The organism is Phytopseudomonas punonensis, from assembly GCF_900142655.1.
GTDB classification, from domain to species: Bacteria; Pseudomonadota; Gammaproteobacteria; order Pseudomonadales; family Pseudomonadaceae; genus Aquipseudomonas; species Aquipseudomonas punonensis.
The window spans coordinates 186,462-203,525 of the sequence record NZ_FRBQ01000006.1; the positions used below are offsets into that span (position 1 = coordinate 186,462).

Sequence of the window (17,064 nt, forward strand, 5' to 3'; positions counted from 1 at the left end):
TGCTGGCGAAGCGTCGCCGATCACCGACGAAACGGCGGCAATGGCCGTCATCCTGTTTGCAGAGAGCTTCAGTGGATAAGTTCGATCAACGCATCATCGCCCTGCTGTGCGCCGACGCGCGCCTGACCGTCACCGAGGTGGCCCGCCAGGTCAACCTGTCACGCTCGGCCGTGAGCGAGCGCATCCGCCAGTTGGAAGCCAGCGGCGTCATCCAGGGTTACCACGCCCGCATCGCTGAGCCTGATGCGGTGGTGGTCAAGGCCTATCTGGAGCTGTTCTACAAAGGCGGGCGCTGCGAGCACTACGTCGAGCGCATGCGCGCCTTCCCGGAAGTACGGCGCTGCTCGGGCATCAGCGGCGAGACGGATATGCTGATCTACATCGAGGCGGCGTCCATGGAGCGCCTTGCCGAAGTGCGCGGCGAAATCGAAAACCTGCCGGGCGTGTTCAAGGTGAAGACCCATATGGTGGTCAAGGATTGGGTGATGTGAGGCGCAACGGTTGTGCTCCGATACTGGTGCTGCTTCCCGGTATGGATGGAACCGGTTCGCTGTTCCTACCGCTCATCGATCAACTCGGCCTCACTTTCGATATCCGAGTGGTTCGCTATCCCGCTACCGAAGCCTTGGGTTACGAGGCGTTGGAGCGCCTGGTTATCTCATCGTTGCCCAAGGGCGAGGCATTCATGCTTCTTGGGGAATCGTTCTCCGGGCCTATCGCCATATCGATTGCGGCCGCGCAGCCACCTGGCCTGACTGGCTTGATTCTTTGCAGCACCTTTGCCGTAAGCCCGCGCCCGGCTATCACCGCACTTTGGCGGCTGGCCAAGACCGTGTCACCCAGACGAGCGCCAATTGCAGTTCTCGATTACTTGTTGCTTGGTCGCTATTCAAGCAAGGCGCTCTGTTCAGCCTTGGCATCGGCAGTCAGCCAATTATCGCCCGCTGCTTTTTCCGCCAGGATGAGGGCCATCCATACCGTCAATGTGCTGCCGAAACTGAAATCCATTTCAACACCAGTGCTCTATCTTCAAGCGACGGAAGACAGGCTCGTTCCGTCATCTTCTTGCGCTCTTATACAACGCGAGCTCCCCGCTATTCGCGTTGTCTCGGTCGCTGCTCCGCACTGCTTGCTTCAGGCTGCGCCGGTTGAGGCGGCCTTGGCCCTCAGAACATATGCAGAACAGCTATAGATCCGCGGCGGCGTAAGCTGGACCGCTTCCTCTTCAACCGATACCGATGCCAAGGAGTCGCAAGATGCTGTTCGCCGATGCCTTCAAATACAAACTATGGGCGAATGCCGAGCTGCTCGCGTTGGGCGAGCGCCAACAGCATCTGCTTCCCCAGAACGATGCGGAGTTCTTCGTGCGCATCCTCAACCACATCACGGTCGTCGACAGCCTGTTTATCAGCCGCCTGTCCGGTGAGGCGGAGCACTACAGCGGCGACAATACCCGTGAGACTCCCTCATTCGACGAGCTCAAGGCGCGCATCGCGCACAACGATGCCTGGCTCGTCGCCTTCGCAGAACGCGCCACAGCCGAAGAACTGCAGCGCGTTATCGCCTTTCGCTTCACCGATGGCGACCTTGGCCAGTTGTCGGTCGAAGAGGTGTTGCTGCACCTGCTCACCCACGGCAGCAATCACCGTGGCATGGCATCGAGAACGTTAGCGATTCATGGGCTCGAACGGCCGAAGGATACCTTTACCCGGTATCTGCACGAGGCACAGCCGGGCAGGCGCGAGCTTGCCCGTGAAGCGCTCGGCTGAGCTCGTGTTCGCCCTGAGAGTCTGTTCACGATCTTTTTAGGCGACATTGAAAGAGGTTGCTACAAGGCAGAAGCGGCCATTAGTGCTTTACCTATGGGAGCGGGCAGGGACGCCTAGGCCATGCCCGTGATTTTTCGCGGGCATGGCCCGCTCCCACAGTTAGGGGCCCGCGTTCGCTTATGCCACTTTGCAGTCAACGCGCTGAGGTCGAGTCGAAAGATCGTGAACAGGTTCTAAGCGGCTAACGCCGCCGTGTAGGCCTGCATCAGCAGCTGCCAATCCCCCTCAGGCATCGCCCCGCAATGACGTTTCAACTGGCGCATGTCATGCCGGGAGGCATCGGCGGTGCGCCAGCGGCGGCGGCTTTTCTCCAGGTCGAGCAGGGTGATTTCGGCGCTGGGTGAACTGCCGTCAACTTCGTTGATTCTGATGAAGACATGCTTGGCATAGCAGCAGCCATGCTGCCAGCGGCCCTTGTGCATGCGTGCCAGGGCACCGGCCAACGCATTCAGCATGCAGGCTGAATGTTCGGGGCTCCGCTCTGCTTCGTACCACTGCTCCAGGCTGATAAAACCCGTCAGCGCCTGGGTAATCAGCAGCGCCTGCCACTGGCCTTCATGCTTTCTGGCCGAGCCATAAACGAGCTTTGGCACGCTGACGCCCAATTTAGCGAATGCCTGATAGGCATGTAGCTCGCGCAGGATGGTCGGGCGGCCCAGGGGGTGGCGCAGGCTGCGATACAGGTGGCCGGTTTGGCGTTTGCTGTACAGCGCCGGGTGCGAAGGGTTGCGTGGCAGCAACAGTTGCACGCCGCTTTCACCATCGCGGCGCTTGTTGAGCGGTTCCACCCAGGCGCCTCGGCATTGCCACCAGCGCTCGAAGGGACTGGCCTGCACTGCCGATCGATAGCCGATCACCGTCGCCATCACCGCACCTCACATTTGCGCAGTACATAGGTGCGCCACATGGCATAGCCGGGTAAGAAGTCGCGGTGGCCGAGCACCTGAAAACCTGCATCGAGAAACTCGGACTCGATCTCCTCACGGCGCACCACGAAGCGATTTTCACCACTGCCGCGGCGCTTCTCCAGGCGGTTGCGACGCCAGGCCTTGTAGTTGCCATCGACCCACAGCGAGACGATCACGGTATCGCGGGTAACCCGGTGGAATTCGCGTAGCGCCGCCAGACGGTGCTCTGCCGATTGGAAGTGATGCAGCAGGCGAATGCAGAACATGCAGTCCACCGAGTTATCGCCTAGGGCGATATCGAAGGCTGAGGTCTTGAAGGTTTTTACTCGGTTGACGACCTCGGGCGGCTGGGCGGCGAGGGCGGTGGCGAGCATATCCGCGGAGTTGTCGGCGGCCAGGATCACCCGATTCGGGTGTTCGGCGAGCATCGGCCAGAAGCGGCCCGCGCCGCAGGGCAGGTCGAGTACCAGATTGGGGTCCCCCGCGAGACGCAGGGCACTGCGCCCGACCTGGACGTCGCGCCAGTGCGAAAGGCGCCTGGCCAGGCCGTCCTGGTGCTTGTGCAGGTAACTCTGGGCATGTTGCCGGTCGTATTTGCCGGAGAAGGCCAGTTCGATGGAGCGGGGTTTGGACATGACGAGGCACCTCTGGGAGAGTGCCTCGATGTTAGGAGGCGGGTTCTGATGAACCCGTCAAACAAACGTGAAAAAAACGTCAGCTGGCGGCCTGGAAGGTCACTTCAAAGCAACTGCCCGCCACCGGCAGGCTGTGCACGCTGATTTGCCAGCCCTGATGGGCGCAGATCCGCTTGACCAGCGACAGACCCAGCCCCAGGCCCTCACCACGGGCCTGCTCGCCACGCACGAAGGGGTCGAAAATATGCTCGTGGTGCTGCTCGGGTATGCCCACGCCGCTGTCCTCGACTCGAAAGCCGTTCTGCTGCAGGGTCAGTTTCACGAAACCGCTTTCGGTGTAGTGCAGGGCGTTGCGTAGCAGGTTGGCCATCACCGTGCGCAGCAGGGTCGGGTTGTAGACACCCTCATGCAGCGCCTGTACGTCGACCTGGAAGTCCAGGCCCTTTTCGCGCATCAGCGGGGCCCAGGTCTCCACCTGCTCGTCGGCGATCTGCTGCAGGCTGGCGCTGCCGGCGAACAGGGTTTCGTTGCCTTTCACGCGGGCCAACTGCAGGAAGGTCTGCACCAGATCCTGCATTTCCGCGCTGGCACGTTCGATGCGCTGCACCTGCTTGCGCTGCGTTGGTTCCAGATCAACCTGGGAAAGCAGCTCGCAGGAGCTGGCGATGACCATCAGCGGCGTGCGCAGCTCGTGGCTGACGTCACTGGTGAACAGTCGCTCGCGCTCCAGCGACTGGCGCAGGCGGCCCAGGGTGCTGTCGAACGCAGCGGCCAACTGGCCCACTTCATCGTCCGGGTACTCCGGTGCCAGGGCCGGCGCCAAGGGCAGCAGCTGGTCGCGGTGGCGCACCTGATTGGCCAGTTTGCTGACCGGGCGCATCACCCGCTCGGACATCAGCCAGCCCAGCACCAGGGCGCCGAGCACCGACAGCAGAAAGCCCGCCAGCACGACGTTGAACAGCACCTGCTCGCGTTTCTCGAAGTCGCTCTGCTCCTGCACCAGCAGGTAGCGGTCGCCGTTGATGATTTCGGTGAAGATGTAGAACGCCCGTTCGCCCTCCAACTGCTCGCTGAAGCCTTCCGGCAGGTCGGCATAACGCTGCGGAATGGCGTACTGCGGGTAGTTCGAGGCGAAGAAGCGCGTGCGCGAATCCAGGCGTGGCGCCTGGCCGCTCTTCAAATCCTGTTGCACCACCACGCCCAGTTCGAGGGCGAGTTCTTCGGACACCAGATGCTCCTCGATCAGGTGCACGATGGCCACGATGCTCAGGGAAAACACCCCGCTGACCAGGATGGTCATGGTCGCGAAGGCGATCAGGATGCGTCGGCGAAACGGTTGCTTATTTTGCATCGGGGTTGGCCGCCAGGCGGTAGCCCACGCCGTGCACAGTGTGCAGCAGCGCCGTGGCGAAAGGTTTGTCGATGGCCTGACGCAACTGATGGATATGGCTGCGCAGGCTGTCGCTGTCCGGGCAGTCGTCACCCCACAGGGCTTCTTCCAGCGCCTCGCGGCGCACCACGGCGGGCGAGCGCTGCATCAGGATCATAAGCAGCTTCATGCCCAGCGGGTTGAGTCTGATCGGCACGCCGGCGCGGGTCACGCTGAGCATGTCGAGGTCATAGGCCAAGTCGGCGACTTCCAGCAAACGCCGGCGATTGCCCTGAGAACGGCGCAAAATGGCTTCGATCCGTGCAACCAGCTCGGACAGCGCGAAAGGTTTGACCAGGTAGTCGTCGGCGCCGGCGCTCAGGCCCTGCAGGCGGTCCTCCAGGGCATCGCGTGCGGTGAGCATGAGGATCGGGATGCTGCTGCGCGCCTCTTCGCGCAGGCGGCGGCATAGCTGGTAGCCGTCCAGGCCGGGCAACATGATGTCCAGCACGATCAGGTCGTAGTGCCCCTGCGTTGCTAAGTGCAGGCCGCTGAGGCCGTCCTGGGCACAATCGGCCGTGTACCCCTTGAGCTGCAGGTAATCGAGGATATTGGCCAGGATGTCGCGGTTGTCTTCGATTACCAGAATGCGCATGCAACGCTCTCTTCACGGGGATTGACGTTTTTTTCACATGGCCATGACGAAGCCCTCACGGGGCCATCGCGAGACTGAGCTCGTTCATCCAGCCAGGATCATACGATGCCACAGCTTCGATACGCCCAACTACGTTACTTGTCGATTGTCCTGCTCTCCTGGGCGAGCGTCTTTCTGCTCACCCGCGGCGCGCTGCTGATTGCTCACTGGGGTGATGCAGGCGCTAGCGGCGTCGAGATCGTGCGCATCTTCGCGGTGGGGCTGGCCTACGATGCGACCTTTTTGCTGTATGCCACGCTGCCGCTGGCGCTCTACCTGCTCATCTGCCCGCATCGGTTGTGGAAGCGCCGCGGCCACCGCGTGTTTCTGCACCTGCTGCTCGGCATCAGCCTGTTCGTGATGCTGTTCACCGCAACCGCCGAATGGTTGTTCTGGGACGAGTTCGGCGTGCGCTTCAACTTCATCGCCGTGGATTACCTGGTGTACTCGGAGGAGGTGATCAACAACATCCTCGAGTCGTACCCGGTGTATCCGCTGATCGCCGCACTGGCGCTTGCCGCGGTGTTCCTGGCTGTGGCCTTGAGGAAACCGGTCAGCAAAGCGCTGAGTGCACCGCTGATGCCGCACAAGACCGCCCTGGGCGCCTGGGGCCTGCTGTTTGCCGGCGCACTGCTGGGAACTCTGGCGGTCAACCAGAACTTCCCTCGCGGGTTGGGCGGTAATGCCTACCAGAACGAGCTGGCCAGCAATGGCCCGTTCCAGTTCTTCGCGGCGTTTCGCAACAACGAGCTGGACTATATGAAGTTCTACGCCACCTTGCCCGCTGAGCAGGTTGGCTCGCTGCTGCGCCAGGAAGTGGCCGAAAGCAACACGCGCTTCGTCAACGACGACCCCGAGGATATCCGCCGGGTAGTCGACAATCCGGGCCCGGAGCAGCGCCACAACGTGGTGCTGGTCACCGTCGAGAGCCTCAGTGCGCGCTACCTCGGCGCCTTCGGTGATCCCCGCGGCCTGACACCCAACCTCGATGCGCTGAGCAAACAGAGCCTGTTCTTCAGCAACCTGTATGCCACGGGCACGCGCACCGACCGCGGCCTGGAAGCGATCACCCTGTCGATGCCGCCAACGCCGGGGCGCTCGATCGTCAAGCGCATCGGCCGCGAGTCGGGTTACGCCAGCCTCGGCCAGCAGTTCAAGGACAAGGGCTACGACAGCGTGTTCATGTATGGCGGCCGTGGTTACTTCGATAACATGAATGCCTTCTTCGGCGGCAACGGCTACCGGATCGTCGACCAGAGCAGCGTCGCCAGCGACGAGATGACCTTCCAGAACGCCTGGGGCATGAGTGACGAGGATCTTTATACGCAGACACTGCGTGTCGCCGATGCCGACCACGCTGCCGGCAAGCCGTTCTTCCTGCAGCTGATGACCACCTCCAACCATCGCCCGTACACCTACCCGGAAGGGCGTATCGACATCCCGTCTGGCAGGGGCCGCGAAGGCGCGTTGAAGTACACCGACTACGCCATTGGCCGCTTCCTGGCCGAGGCCAAGAGCAAGCCGTGGTTCGCCAATACCCTGTTCGTGTTCGTGGCCGACCACACCGCCGGTAGCGCCGGCAAGGAAGACCTGCCGGTGGCCAACTATCACATCCCGATGTTCATTTACGGGCCTGGCATCGTCACACCCGCCGAGGTCACCCGGCTTACCAGCCAGATCGATATTGCGCCGACGTTGCTCGGGCTGATGGGCTTCGACTACACCTCGACCTTCTTTGGCCACAACGTGCTGCGCGACGACGCCCCGGCTGGTCGCGCGCTGATCGGCAACTACCAGCACCTGGGCCTGTTCGACGGCCAGGACCTGGCGATTCTCAGCCCCAAACGCGCCATGCGCCGCCACGACGATGCCCTCGGTATCAGCCGTGAACAGGTCGCAGCCAAGAGTGACCGGCTGGTAGAGCGCGATATCGCCTATTACCAGGGCGCCAGCCATAACTTCACCCACGATCTGCTGAGCTGGCACCCCAGCCACTCGGCCACTGTTGCCAGCCATCCATGAAGCCGGTTGTCGAGGAGTACGCCATGCAATCGAGCCGTTCACCGCTGCCGTCGCGCCCGTTCAACTTCCGGCTGTGGTCTGGTATCCCGCTGGGCCTGATGGCGCTGCTGCTGGTGCTCGACCCCAAACCGCTGGATTTCGCTCTGGCCGAGCAGTTCTACGACCCGGCCAGGGGCTTTATCGGCGGCAGCAGTTCCTGGCTGGAAAACGTGCTGCATGACCAGGTCAAGATCATGGTCATCTGCCTGGGCGTCGCCTGCATCGCGGCCTTTCTGGTCAGCTTGCTGCCGGTAAGGCTGCGAAGCTGGCGCCGCGAGCTGGGCTATCTGGTGCTGGCACTGGGGCTGTCGACCAGTATCGTGCCGCCGCTCAAGACGCTCACCGCTGTGCAATGCCCGTGGAGCCTCACCCAGTTCGGCGGCCACGAAGCCTTCAGCCCGCTGATCGGCGAGCGCCCGGCAACCGACAAGCCCGGGCGCTGCTGGCCGGGCGGTCACGCTTCTACCGGTTTCGCCTTGTTGGCGCTGTATTTCGCGCTGCGTGACCGACGCCCACGCCTGGCCCGCTGGGCATTGGGTTTCGCCCTGACGCTGGGCTGCGTGTTGTCGCTCGGGCGGATGGCGCAGGGTGCGCATTTTCTGTCCCACAACCTGTGGACGCTGCTGCTCGACTGGGTGATCGCCGTGGTGGGCTACCGCGTGCTGCTGTACCGCAGCGCGCCACAGCCAGCCTTGCCATTGCCGGCAATCGGCCAGGAGCGCGCCGCATGAAGACGATGACCTCTCGCGTTCTACTGCTCGCGCTGCTGCTCGGCGCACCTTGTATGCCTGCCTGGAGTGCCATGCAAAGCGCTGCCACCGAATCGCAGTGGGCCACACCGGTGGACAAAACCTTCAATCTCTATCGCATGCAGCCCGATCTGTATCGCAGCGCGCTGCCCAACTCTGTTCAGCAGGGCGAGCTGCAGCGCTTGAAGATCGCCACGGTGATCAATTTCTATCAGCGCAGCGATTCCGAGTGGCTGAGCGATCCCGGCATCCGCCTGATCCATCAGCCGCTGCACGCCGACCGCGTCGATGATGCCGACGTACTGCAGGCGCTGCGCAGCATCCGCGAGGCGCAGGTACTTGGCCCGGTGCTGATCCATTGCAAGCACGGGCAGAACCGTACCGGCCTGATCGCCGCGATGTACCGCATCGTCTATCAGGGCTGGAGCAAGCAGCAGGCAATTGCCGAAATGCGCGGCGCAGGTTTCGGCGGCCAGGAGCGTTTCGAGGATGCCGAGCGCTACGTGCGCGAGGTCGATCTGACGCGCTTCGGCCAGGCCCTGGCCAGCGGCGCCTGCAGTACCAGCCCGTGGGCCTACTGCGCACTGCGCGACAAGTTGTTCAACGCACTCAACGAGTAGCGAGGTGATCACCATGGCCACCAGGGGCCTGCTGTTTCTGGCAATGCTGCTGCCGCTGCTTGGCGGTTGTCAGAGCACGCGCGACTACCTGCTCGCCCAGGGCTACCCACCGGCCTTCGCTTCGGGCTATGCCGATGGTTGCGCCAGCGGCGACAGCGCGGCCAAGGCACTCGGTGCGTTTCGCAAGAACGTGCCGCAGTACCTGGCCGATAAGCAGTACGCCACCGGCTGGGATGACGGCTTCCAGCAATGCCAGGCCAGCGCCAACGCCGGTATCGAGCGGCGTCTGCAGCCGGAAAGCGACCGCGACCGTGACTGGCGCCACCAGGTCGATCAGGATATGGCCAAGGCCATGAGCCGTTCGCTGAAACGCAGCTAGCGCGTGATGCAGCGTCTTTAAAAAGTCATGGCGACAGGGCACATTGGTGCGCTTGCCGGCTGCGCGTCCGCGTTGCCTTCACCTGACCTATCGAGATGCTGAATGTTCGATACCCCAATCAACGACCGCCGGCTCTGGTCGATCTTTTTGGTTTTTCTACGCCTGGGGCTCACCTCGTTCGGTGGGCCGGTCGCTCATCTCGGCTATTTCCGCCAGGAATTCGTCAGCCGCCGCGGCTGGTTGAGCGAGGCGGCATACGCCGAACTGATCGCCATCGCCCAGTTCATGCCGGGCGCCGCCAGCAGCAAGGTCGGTATGGCGATTGGTCTGTCGCAAGCCGGTTACCGCGGCGCGCTGGCCGCATGGCTCGGTTTCACCCTGCCGTCGGCACTCTTGCTGATGGCATTCGCCTACGGCCTGGCCGGGCAGGGCGATGGGCTGGCTTCTGGCGCGTTGCATGGTTTGAAGATCGTTGCTGCAGCCATCGTTGCCCAGGCGGTGTGGGGCATGTCGCGAGCGTTGTGCCCGGATGCGCCACGCCGCGTGCTGATGGCGGTGGCTGCGGGTTTTGCGCTGCTGGTGCCGGGCGCAGTCGGGCAACTGGTGGTGATTGTTGGCGCCGGTCTGGTGGGCGTCGCCTTGCTTGATGCCAAGGCGCAAACCCTGGCCGATTCGCTACCGATTGCCATCAGCCGCCGGGCCGGTGCGCTTTGGCTGGCGCTCTTTGCGCTGCTGCTGGTTGGCCTGCCGCTCTTGGCTCATCTGCTGAACAGTCCTCTGCTGAGTATGTTCGAGGTGTTCTACCGAACTGGCGCTCTGGTGTTCGGCGGTGGCCACGTGATGCTGCCTCTGCTGCAGGCTGAGCTGGTGCCAGGCGGCCTGCTGAGCAACGACCTGTTCCTGGCCGGCTACGGCGGCACTCAGGCCGTGCCCGGCCCGCTGTTCACCTTCGCAGCCTTTCTCGGCACGGCCATGGCCGGCCCGCTGGGCGGCCTGCTTTGCCTGGTGGCGATCTTCGCGCCGTCATTTCTGCTGCTGGTCGGCGTGCTGCCATTCTGGGCCCATCTGCGCACCCGGCCGCGCTTGCAGGCGGCACTGGCGGGGGTGAATGCTGGAGTGGTTGGTCTGTTGTTGGCCACGCTCTATCACCCGGTGGGTACATCCGCCGTCGGCAATCTGCTGGACTTCGCCCTGGTGCTGCTCGCCCTGGTGGCGCTGATGGCTGGCAAGTTGCCGCCGTGGTTGGTGGTCATGGCTGGCGCGCTGATCGGGTGGCTATTACTGTGACAGCCGACTCCATCGGCAAGGAAAGCACCATGGCTTTTGATTGGCACGGCGGCACCATCACCCGCGATACGCCCGTGAGCAATGATTACCGCAACACCCGGAAGGTTCGTCGTTTCATGACTGAGCAGTGTGGCGTCGACTTTCGTTTCGACCGGCCGTTCATGGCCTGGATTCGCAGTGGCGCGCCGCGAACCATGGGCGATGTGGTGGACGAGTGGTTGCGGCGTAACGGTGCCCAAGCCTAAGAACCTGTTCATGATCTTTATGAGCATGAATTTGCAGCTACAAGGCAGAAGCTGCCCTTCGTAGGGTGGACGACGCTTTATCCGTCCACCGCTCTGCGATTGCGATGGTGGACAAAAAGAGCGTTGTCCACCCTACGGCCGCTCCCGCCACTTAGCTGCCAAAATCGAAGAACCTGGGCTGAAAGATCCTGAACAGGTTCTAAGGCCAGTTTCTAGTCACTGCCGTGGCGCAGGCGCTCTACCAGCGCCGGCAGCTCACTCATACGCCCGATCAGGTGGTGCACGCCCAGCTGGCGCAGTGCCTCGCCATGCTCGGGCGGAATGTGGCTGGCACCGAGAAAACCGATCACCTGCATACCGGCGGTGAGCGCGGCGGTGGCGCCGGTGGCGCTGTCCTCGACCACCAGGCAGCGGCTCGGGTCGACGCCCGCACGCTCGGCGGCCAGCAGGTAGAGATCCGGTGCCGGTTTTGGTCGTTCGACCTGATCGGCACTAAACGCGCCGACGTTGACCCGGTCGACCAAGTCGCAGCGCTGCAGGGCGAAGGCTACCGCGTCGGCGTGGCTGTTGGAGGCCACGGCCAGGGGCAGGTCGATCTGCAGCAGCGCTTCGCGCACACCAGGAATCGGCTTTACCTGCTCGCGGATCAGCGCCTTGGTGATGGCGCGGTTCTTTTCCAGAAATCCTTCGGGCAGCGGCTTGCCGAAATGCGCTTCGGCACGGGCCATGATGTCGCGGGTCTGCAAGCCGAAGGTGCCAGCCAGTACCACCTCCAGCTCGTGAGCCGGGTAGTACTCTGCCAGTGCTGTGTGCAGATGGTGCTCGGCGATGATCTCGCTGTCGATCAGGACGCCGTCGCAGTCGCAGATCAGCAGTTCGATGGGCGGTTTCGGCGGCATGGCAGGCAGTCTCCTCTGAAAACGGACTGGTTGTGTAACACAGAAACCCGTTCTGTTCGAACCGCGCTGTACGGCGTCGGCCTGCCGGTACATCTGCCGACAATCGCCCAGCCGCTCAGCAAACACGCTGTGTTCCGGTCTGTTTGCGCAGGTCAGACCATTGCCTTGGCAGCGTTGAGAAGGCATGGTGAGCGGATTTTTCACCCACGGGATTTCGCTGCGCATGCGCCTTCTGCACACCTCCGACTGGCACCTGGGCCAGCATTTCATGGGCAAGACGCGCCAGGCCGAGCACCAGGCGTTTTGCGCCTGGCTGATCGAGCAGGTGCGCGCGCATGAGGTGCAGACGGTGCTGGTCGCCGGGGATATTTTCGACACCGGCTCGCCGCCCAGTTATGCCCGCGAGCAGTACAACCACTTCGTGGTGGCCCTGCGCGAAACCGGTTGCCAGCTGGTAGTGCTCGGCGGCAACCATGATTCGGTGGCCATGCTCGGCGAGAGCCGTACCCTGCTGGCGCAGCTCGGCACCCGGGTGATTCCCGGCGTCGGTGCGCACCTGGATGAGCAGCTGCTGGTGCTCGATGGCGCCGATGGCCGGCCTGCGGCGCTGCTCTGCGCCATCCCCTTTATCCGCCCACGCGATGTGCTGCGCAGCGAAGCAGGGCAGAGTGCGGCGGACAAGCAACTGTCGCTGCAGCAAGCCATTCACGCTCATTACCAGGCGCTCTACGAACTGGCCCTGGCACACCGCGAAGAGCTCGGCGCGGCGCTGCCGATCATCGCCACCGGCCACCTGACCACCGTCGGCGCCAGCGCCAGTGAGTCGGTGCGCGAGATCTACGTCGGTGCGCTGGAAGCCTTCCCGACTTCATCCTTCCCGGCGGTCGATTACATCGCCCTGGGCCATATTCACCGGCCGCAGAAGGTCGCTGGCCTGGAGCATATCCGCTACAGCGGCTCGCCGATTCCGCTGAGCTTCGACGAAGCCCGCCAGCAGAAGGAAGTGCTGCTGGTGGATGTGGGTGAAGGCGGCTTGCGCGAGGTGCGCGCCTTGCCGGTGCCGCGCTTCCAGGCTCTGCAATCGGTGCGCGGCTCGTTGAAAACCCTGCCGGCAGCGCTGGCCGAAGTGGCGCGCGAAGGCAGCGCCGAGCGCCCGGTGTGGCTGGAAGTGCAGGTGGAGATGGACGATTACCTGAGCGACCTGCAGGTGCGCATCGCCGCACTGTGCGAAGGCTTGCCGGTGGAAGTGCTGCGCATCCGCCGTGCCCGCGGCAGTGCGGTCGCTAGCCTGCAGGGCGAGCAGGGCATGCTCGACGAACTGACGCCCGAGCAGGTGTTCGAACAGCGCCTCGCCAGCGAAACCCTGGAGCCTGAGCAGACGCAGCGCCTGCAAGGGCTTTACGGCAAGGTGCTGGCGGAGTTGCGCGACGACTCGGCCTGACTCAGAGCCGTTTTATGATCTTTCAGCCCAGGTTCGTCGATTTTGGCAGCCAAGTGGCGCGAGCGGCCATCGGCAGAGTATTTGTGGGAGCGGGCCATGCCCGTGATTTTTCGCGGGCATGGCCCGCTCCCACAGGTAAAGCACCGATGTCCGCTTCTGCCTTGTAGCTGTCGCTTCATGCTCATAAAGGTCATGAACAGATTCTCAGGCCCTGAAGAAGCTCACCCGCTCGATCAGCCGACGTGCCAGCGACGACAGTTCCTCACTGGCCGCCGACACCTGGGTGGAGCCGGCCGTGGTCTGCACCGTGCTGGCGTGAATGCGGCTGATGTTCTGGTTGACGTCTTCGGCCACCAGGCTCTGCTGCTGAGCGGCGCTGGCGATCTGCGCGTTCATGTCCTTGATCGCGCCGACTTCCTGGCGAATCCGGCCCAGCGCCTGCTCGGTCTCGGCGGTCTGCGCGACGGTCTTGCGGGCCATCTCGCTGCTGGTCTGCATGATCTGCGCGGCGCCGCTGGCGCCGGCCTGCAGTTGTTCGATCATACTGCTGATTTCCCGGGTCGAGGTTTGTGTGCGGTTGGCCAGCGAGCGCACCTCGTCGGCTACCACGGCAAAGCCGCGGCCATGTTCGCCCGCGCGAGCAGCCTCGATGGCTGCGTTGAGGGCCAGCAGATTGGTCTGATCGGCGATCGCGGTGATCACCGCGATGATTGTCTCGATGTTGCTGCTGTCGTGGGCCAGTTGCTCGACCTGCTCGGCAGCCGTGTCGAGCACCTTGGCCAGCTCCTGAATCGCCTGGCCGCCCTGGGTCACCAACTGGCTGCCGGTTTCCACTTCGCTATCGGCGTTGCGGGTAGCCGAGGCCGCGGTGCCGGCATAACCGGCCACTTCGTTGACCGTCGCCGCCATCTGGTTGATGGCCGCGGCCATCTGCTCGGCTTCTTCGGACTGCGCCTGCAACTGACGGTTGTTGCTGGCCGAGGTGGCGCGCAACTGATCGGAAGCCAGATTCAGCTCGTTGGCGGCGCTGCGCACCTGGGCGATGGTATCGCCGAGGCGCGCGCTCATGTCCTTGACCGCGCCCATCACGCTGTTCGGGTAGCGGGTCTCGATGCGCTGATCGAGGGCGCCACCGGCCAGGCGCTGGATGACCTCGGCCACCTGGTGGGGCTCGGCGCCGAGCGTCGAGCGCAGGCGCCGGATGATCAGCAGCGAGATGACCACGCTGAGCAGGATCGCCACGCTGGTAACGGTCACGATCAGGAGGCCGAAGCCGCCCGCGGTTTCACGCACGCCATCCAGGCTGGTGGTGATGTCCTTTTCCTGCAGGTCGATAAAGGCGTTGATGCGTTTGAGCCATTCGGTATAGGCGGCCGCCACGTCCCGCGACAGCAGCGTGTGCGCGCCCTCGATATCGCCACTCTGACGCTGGCTGATCAGTTGCTGGGTCAGTTGGCGGGCGGTGTTTTCAATGGCCTTGATCTGGCTGAGCTGGCGCTGTTCCTCGGCGCTCGCGGTGCTGGCAGCGACCAGCTTGTCCAGCGGAGCAGCCGATTGCTGGTAGAAGGCGTTGAGACGCTCGATGTTCTGCAGTTGTTCGTTCAGCGCGGCGGGCTCGCGGGCCAGGACCAGATCACGGATAGCGATGGCACGATCGTGCACGCTGCCGCGGAAGTTGATCGCATAGCGCTGCTTTAGGCTGGCGCCGTCGTTGACTTCGCTGAGGCTGCTGTCGATCACCTGAACGCGCTGGATACCGACCAGGGCGACCAGAATCATCAACGACAATACCAGCCCGAAACCCATGGCCAGGCGCTGGGCGATCGTTAGTGGTTGCGACATCTTGGGCGTACCTATGGGAGAGAGAAAGCCGGCTCGATAGAACCGATCAGCGCGCTTGCAGGAGGCGTGAGCCGGGGAGCGCTGAGGCTAATCTTTCCATGGCGCAAAGCAAGCATTTTGTGCTGGCTAATTGATGCTATAGCGGGCCTCTATGGCCCGCCGTTCGACTGGGGCGCCGGTATGCGGCGAGGCTGCAGGATCCGGCCGGAACGCGTGCGAGGTGGAGGCGTTCAGGCCGGGCATGCTTCAGATGCGGAACTGCCCCAGCAAACGACCGAGTTGCTCGGCCAGTTGTTTGAGATGCTGGCTGGCAGCGCTCGACTGATCGGCCGACTCGGCAGTGCTGTGGGCCAGGGCGGCGGTCTCGGTGACGTTCTGGTTGATGTCGTCGACCACGTGGGACTGCTGCAGCGTGGCGCTGGCGATTGAGGCGTTGAGGCCGGTCAGGTTGCGCAGTGATTGGGCGATCTGCGCCAGGCTTTCACCGGCCTGGCTGGCCTGCTCGACAGTCAGGCGCGAGGCCTGGCTGCTGTCGCTGATAGCTTTCACCGCGGCCTGGGAGTTGCCCTGCAGGCGCTCGATCATGCCCTGAATTTCCGCAGTGGATTTCTGCGTGCGCTGGGCCAGCAGGCGCACCTCGTCAGCAACCACGGCGAAACCGCGACCCTGCTCGCCAGCACGGGCGGCCTCGATGGCGGCGTTCAATGCCAGCAGGTTGGTCTGCTCGGCAATCGAGCGGATCACTTCCAGCACGCCGCCGATCTGCGTGCTTTCGCTGGCCAGCGATTCGATCACTGCCACGGCCTTGTCGATGGTGGCGGACAGCTGGTCGATCTGCTTCAGGCTGGCGTCGATATTGTGCTGGCCCTGGCGCGCCTGCTCTTCGGCGGTGCGCACTTCGCTGGAGGCGTGTTCGGCGTTTTTGGCTACATCCTGCACGCCGTAGGTAACTTCGTTGACCGCGGTAGCGACCAGCTCCATCTGCTGGGCCTGCTGCTGACTGTGCCTCTGTGCTGCGTTGGAGATGTCGCCGAGCGAGTGGGCGGCCTGGTCGAGCGAGGAGGCGGAGTCGAGCAGTTGGCGAATCACCTGGCGCATCTTGCCGGTGAAAGCGTTGAAGTGCCCGGCCAGTGCGGCCAGTTCGTCGCGGCCCTGGTCATCGAGCTTGTGGGTCAGGTCGCCTTCGCCGCTGGCGATATTGGCCATGGCGGTGACCGCTTGCTGCAGCGGCACGGCGATGCTGCGCGAAATCATTACCACCAGGGCGATCAGCAGCAGGGTGGCCGGCACGCCGATGGCCAGCGCCTTGAGCGCCTGGGATTTGAACTCGGCCTGCACGTCGTCGACGTAAACGCCCGAGCCGATGATCCAGCCCCACGGCTGGAACAGCTCGACGTAGGAAATCTTCGGCACCGGCTCGCTGGCGCCCGGTTTCGGCCAGCGATAGTTGATCGGCCCGGCGCCCTGGCTTCGGGTGATGGTCACCATGTCGTTGAACAGTGCCTTGCCATCCGGGTCCTTGATGGCCGACAGGTTCTGCCCCTCGAGCTTGGCGTTGGTGGGGTGCATGATCATGGTCGGCGTCTGGTCGTTGATCCAGAAGTACTCCTGGCCGCCGTAGCGCATGCCGCGGATCACCTCGATCGCCTGCTTCTGCGCCTGCTCACGGCTCAGTGTGCCGCCGGCTTCCAGGCTCTGGTAATACTTGAGAATGCCCACGGCCGTCTGCACCACGTGCTGAGTCTTCTCGGCTTTGCCGGCGTACAGGCCAACGCTGATCTGGTTGAGCATGTAGGCGCCGAGCAATATCAGCATCAGCACCGGCATTACGATGATGAGCCATAGACGACGATTGATCGGCAAACGACGCAAGCTGTTCATGGCGGCATTCCTGGCAATGTTGTTCTTATATTGGCTGCCGGTGCGAAACAGCAGCGATCTTTTAGCACCTGATAGCACTTAGATGGCACGACGTAAATCGAAAAGATGCGGGCTTGATGTTTTTTAACGCCTTGGCCGAGAAAAGCTCTGGTTCGGGGATTTCGGATGTCGGACGCCCATTGGGCTACAGCCTGAAAGCGGCCCGCTACGCGCCAAAAAGGCGCA

At 63.3% G+C, this 17,064-nt stretch carries 17 protein-coding genes; 10 read left to right on the forward strand and 7 right to left on the reverse strand.

What is annotated here, in order from left to right; translation table 11 throughout:
• The first annotated feature begins 71 nt into the window (after positions 1–71).
• The 3 genes from BUC40_RS16165 (at position 72) to BUC40_RS16175 (ending at position 1,769) form a co-directional block, all read left to right on the forward strand.
• Positions 72–491, forward strand: a complete 420-nt coding sequence (locus tag BUC40_RS16165) for an Lrp/AsnC family transcriptional regulator (protein ID WP_073267198.1) — start codon at positions 72–74, stop codon at positions 489–491.
• Positions 488–1,192 (forward strand): alpha/beta fold hydrolase, encoded by a 705-nt coding sequence (locus BUC40_RS16170; RefSeq protein WP_244160662.1) that lies wholly within the window; start codon positions 488–490, stop codon positions 1,190–1,192. The genes BUC40_RS16165 and BUC40_RS16170 overlap by 4 nt, the downstream gene beginning before the upstream one ends.
• Before the next feature lie 64 nt (positions 1,193–1,256).
• On the forward strand, positions 1,257–1,769 hold the full coding sequence (locus tag BUC40_RS16175) for a DinB family protein (RefSeq protein ID WP_073267199.1): 513 nt from the start codon (positions 1,257–1,259) through the stop codon (positions 1,767–1,769).
• A 233-nt stretch (positions 1,770–2,002) separates the two neighbouring features.
• Here the strand turns inward: BUC40_RS16175 and BUC40_RS16180 are convergent, their stop codons facing one another.
• The 4 genes from BUC40_RS16180 to BUC40_RS16195 all read right to left on the reverse strand — a co-directional run bounded on the left by BUC40_RS16180 (position 2,003) and on the right by BUC40_RS16195 (position 5,396).
• The gene (locus BUC40_RS16180) at positions 2,003–2,695 is read right to left on the reverse strand and encodes a lipopolysaccharide kinase InaA family protein (RefSeq protein WP_073267200.1); all 693 of its coding nucleotides are present in this window, start codon (positions 2,693–2,695) and stop codon (positions 2,003–2,005) included.
• Positions 2,695–3,372 (reverse strand): class I SAM-dependent methyltransferase, encoded by a 678-nt coding sequence (locus BUC40_RS16185; RefSeq protein ID WP_073267201.1) that lies wholly within the window; start codon positions 3,370–3,372, stop codon positions 2,695–2,697. The genes BUC40_RS16180 and BUC40_RS16185 overlap by 1 nt, the downstream gene beginning before the upstream one ends.
• 79 nt (positions 3,373–3,451) lie before the next feature.
• Positions 3,452–4,723 carry a sensor histidine kinase gene (locus tag BUC40_RS16190; protein ID WP_073267202.1) on the reverse strand — a complete coding sequence of 424 codons (1,272 nt, stop codon included), beginning with the start codon at positions 4,721–4,723 and terminating at the stop codon, positions 3,452–3,454.
• A complete protein-coding gene (locus tag BUC40_RS16195; protein WP_073267203.1) occupies positions 4,713–5,396 on the reverse strand; it encodes a response regulator transcription factor in 684 nt (227 codons plus the stop codon). The genes BUC40_RS16190 and BUC40_RS16195 overlap by 11 nt, the downstream gene beginning before the upstream one ends.
• 105 nt (positions 5,397–5,501) lie before the next feature.
• On the opposite strand from BUC40_RS16195, the gene BUC40_RS16200 reads away from it, so the two are divergent.
• The 6 genes from BUC40_RS16200 to BUC40_RS16225 all read left to right on the forward strand — a co-directional run bounded on the left by BUC40_RS16200 (position 5,502) and on the right by BUC40_RS16225 (position 10,776).
• On the forward strand, positions 5,502–7,457 hold the full coding sequence (locus BUC40_RS16200) for an LTA synthase family protein (protein WP_073267204.1): 1,956 nt from the start codon (positions 5,502–5,504) through the stop codon (positions 7,455–7,457).
• Positions 7,458–7,480: 23 nt separating this feature from the next.
• On the forward strand, positions 7,481–8,227 hold the full coding sequence (locus tag BUC40_RS16205; protein ID WP_244160663.1) for a phosphatase PAP2 family protein: 747 nt from the start codon (positions 7,481–7,483) through the stop codon (positions 8,225–8,227).
• Positions 8,224–8,865, forward strand: coding sequence for a dual specificity protein phosphatase family protein (locus tag BUC40_RS16210; RefSeq protein WP_073267205.1), 642 nt, complete (start codon positions 8,224–8,226; stop codon positions 8,863–8,865). The genes BUC40_RS16205 and BUC40_RS16210 overlap by 4 nt, the downstream gene beginning before the upstream one ends.
• A gap of 13 nt (positions 8,866–8,878) precedes the next feature.
• Positions 8,879–9,244 carry a hypothetical protein gene (locus BUC40_RS16215; RefSeq protein ID WP_073267243.1) on the forward strand — a complete coding sequence of 122 codons (366 nt, stop codon included), beginning with the start codon at positions 8,879–8,881 and terminating at the stop codon, positions 9,242–9,244.
• Positions 9,245–9,346: 102 nt separating this feature from the next.
• Complete coding sequence (chrA, locus tag BUC40_RS16220) at positions 9,347–10,531, forward strand: chromate efflux transporter (protein WP_073267206.1); 1,185 nt, start codon at positions 9,347–9,349, stop codon at positions 10,529–10,531.
• A 29-nt stretch (positions 10,532–10,560) separates the two neighbouring features.
• Complete coding sequence (locus BUC40_RS16225) at positions 10,561–10,776, forward strand: DUF6434 domain-containing protein (protein ID WP_073267207.1); 216 nt, start codon at positions 10,561–10,563, stop codon at positions 10,774–10,776.
• A gap of 212 nt (positions 10,777–10,988) precedes the next feature.
• Here the strand turns inward: BUC40_RS16225 and BUC40_RS16230 are convergent, their stop codons facing one another.
• The gene (locus BUC40_RS16230; protein WP_073267208.1) at positions 10,989–11,675 is read right to left on the reverse strand and encodes an HAD family hydrolase; all 687 of its coding nucleotides are present in this window, start codon (positions 11,673–11,675) and stop codon (positions 10,989–10,991) included.
• A 223-nt stretch (positions 11,676–11,898) separates the two neighbouring features.
• Between BUC40_RS16230 and sbcD the strand changes: the two genes are divergently transcribed.
• Positions 11,899–13,116, forward strand: a complete 1,218-nt coding sequence (gene sbcD, locus BUC40_RS16235; RefSeq protein WP_073267244.1) for an exonuclease subunit SbcD — start codon at positions 11,899–11,901, stop codon at positions 13,114–13,116.
• Positions 13,117–13,320: 204 nt separating this feature from the next.
• Here sbcD and BUC40_RS16240 read toward each other — a convergent pair whose 3' ends face one another.
• Together BUC40_RS16240 and BUC40_RS16245 are read right to left on the reverse strand one after the other, a co-directional pair.
• On the reverse strand, positions 13,321–14,958 hold the full coding sequence (locus tag BUC40_RS16240) for a methyl-accepting chemotaxis protein (protein WP_073267209.1): 1,638 nt from the start codon (positions 14,956–14,958) through the stop codon (positions 13,321–13,323).
• 246 nt (positions 14,959–15,204) lie between these two features.
• A complete protein-coding gene (locus BUC40_RS16245; RefSeq protein WP_073267210.1) occupies positions 15,205–16,839 on the reverse strand; it encodes a methyl-accepting chemotaxis protein in 1,635 nt (544 codons plus the stop codon).
• Between the last annotated feature and the right edge of the window lie 225 nt (positions 16,840–17,064).